This window comes from Nocardioides sp. PD653-B2, from assembly GCF_002117935.1.
Classification (GTDB): Bacteria; Actinomycetota; Actinomycetes; order Propionibacteriales; family Nocardioidaceae; genus Nocardioides.
The window spans coordinates 1-1,417 of the sequence record NZ_BDJE01000081.1; the positions used below are offsets into that span (position 1 = coordinate 1).

Here is a 1,417-nt window from a genome sequence, read left to right on the forward strand (position 1 = left end):
GGGTTCGGTGCCGAGGTGGTCGTCGACTTCGTCGGCGAGGGCGGCTCGACCTCGGAGGGCCTGGCCATGACGCGCCAGGCCGGCGACTACCACGTGGTCGGGTACGGCGAGAACATCGACGTCCCGACCATCGACCTCATCTCCGCCGAGAAGAACATCATCGGCAACCTCGTCGGGTCCTACAACGACCTGTGCGACCTGATGGCCCTCGCCGCCCGTGGTGCCGTCACCCTGCACACCGTCAAGTACCGGCTCGACGACTTCCAGAGCGCCCTCGACGACCTCGACCACGGACGCGTCCGCGGCCGGGCCATCCTCGTCCCCTGATCGACCAAACCGGAAGGAGAACAGTCATGATCGGACGCATCAAGTCGACGGCGCCGCTGGCCCTGGTGATCGGGGTCCTTGCGCTGGCGTGGACCGATCTCGCGCTCAACTTCACGTTCCACTGGTTCACGAACGGCGACCTGGGCAACGGGCTGTCCCTGCCCGACAGCTTCCACCTCGTCGTCCCGGCCGCGTTCGTCACCTGGGGGTTCTTCTTCGCCGCCGGCGCCGACGTCGCCGCGTTCGTGAAGGTGGTGACCGCGTCGGTGACGGGCGGTCTCGCCGCCCTCGGTGCGATGGCGGCCGCCTCGGCGACCGCGGACCTGCCCGACTTCTGGGGGATCGCGCTCTGGGTCGGCATCTTCGCCACCGTGCTCGTGCTCGTCAGCGCAGCCGGGGACTGGCACTACGTGCCCGCCGCCTTCGGTGCGTTCGCGTCCGTCTTCTTCTGGTGGACGGCGACCGGGCTGGACCACTGGGCCCCCGACGGCGGCGGGATCGGCAACAGCCTGAAGGCCCTCGGGGACCCGGCGACCGCCGGGGCGGGCGCCTTCGGCGGCGTCATCTCGACACCGTTCGTCTACGTGTGGCTCAGCATCACGGTCAGCCTGCTCTGCGGCTGCCTGCTCGGGCTACTCTCGGTCAAGCTCGCCGCCCTCGTCACCCCGCGGTCCGCGGCCGGCGCCGAGGCCGAGGTCGTCGACCAGCACTCCTCCCCCACGTCCTAAGGAGATCGCCTGTGTACTTCATCGTCGTCAAGTTCCAGACCAAGCCGGAGTGGACCGACCGCTGGCTGGACCTGGTCGCCGACTTCACCGCGGCCACCCGCGCCGAGCCCGGCAACCTCTGGTTCGAGTGGTCACGCAGCGTCGACGACCCGGCAGAGTACGTCCTCGTGGAGGGCTTCACCGACGACGGCGCCGGACCACACGTGCAGAGCGAGCACTTCAAGCGCGCGGTCGAGGCGACGCCCCAGGCACTGACGCGCACACCGCAGATCATCAGCCGTCAGGTCGACGGAGACAGCTGGGAGCTCATGGGCGAGGTGACGGTCGCCGGCAGCTGACCCGCGGTCGGGCGGCGGGTCAGG

Annotated in this window: 3 protein-coding genes; all 3 read left to right on the top strand. The window is 69.8% G+C overall.

Going from position 1 to position 1,417, the window contains the following annotated elements:
- Positions 1 to 327, top strand: a 327-nt coding sequence (locus PD653B2_RS24150) for a zinc-binding dehydrogenase (protein WP_165763603.1), incomplete at its 5' end; no start/stop codon positions are given.
- A 26-nt stretch (positions 328 to 353) separates the two neighbouring features.
- Positions 354 to 1,055 (top strand): DUF1097 family protein, encoded by a 702-nt coding sequence (locus PD653B2_RS24155; RefSeq protein ID WP_085874972.1) that lies wholly within the window; start codon positions 354 to 356, stop codon positions 1,053 to 1,055.
- A gap of 11 nt (positions 1,056 to 1,066) precedes the next feature.
- Entirely contained in the window at positions 1,067 to 1,393 is a 327-nt protein-coding gene (locus tag PD653B2_RS24160; RefSeq protein ID WP_085874973.1) for a putative quinol monooxygenase, read from the top strand.
- Positions 1,394 to 1,417 lie beyond the last annotated feature (24 nt).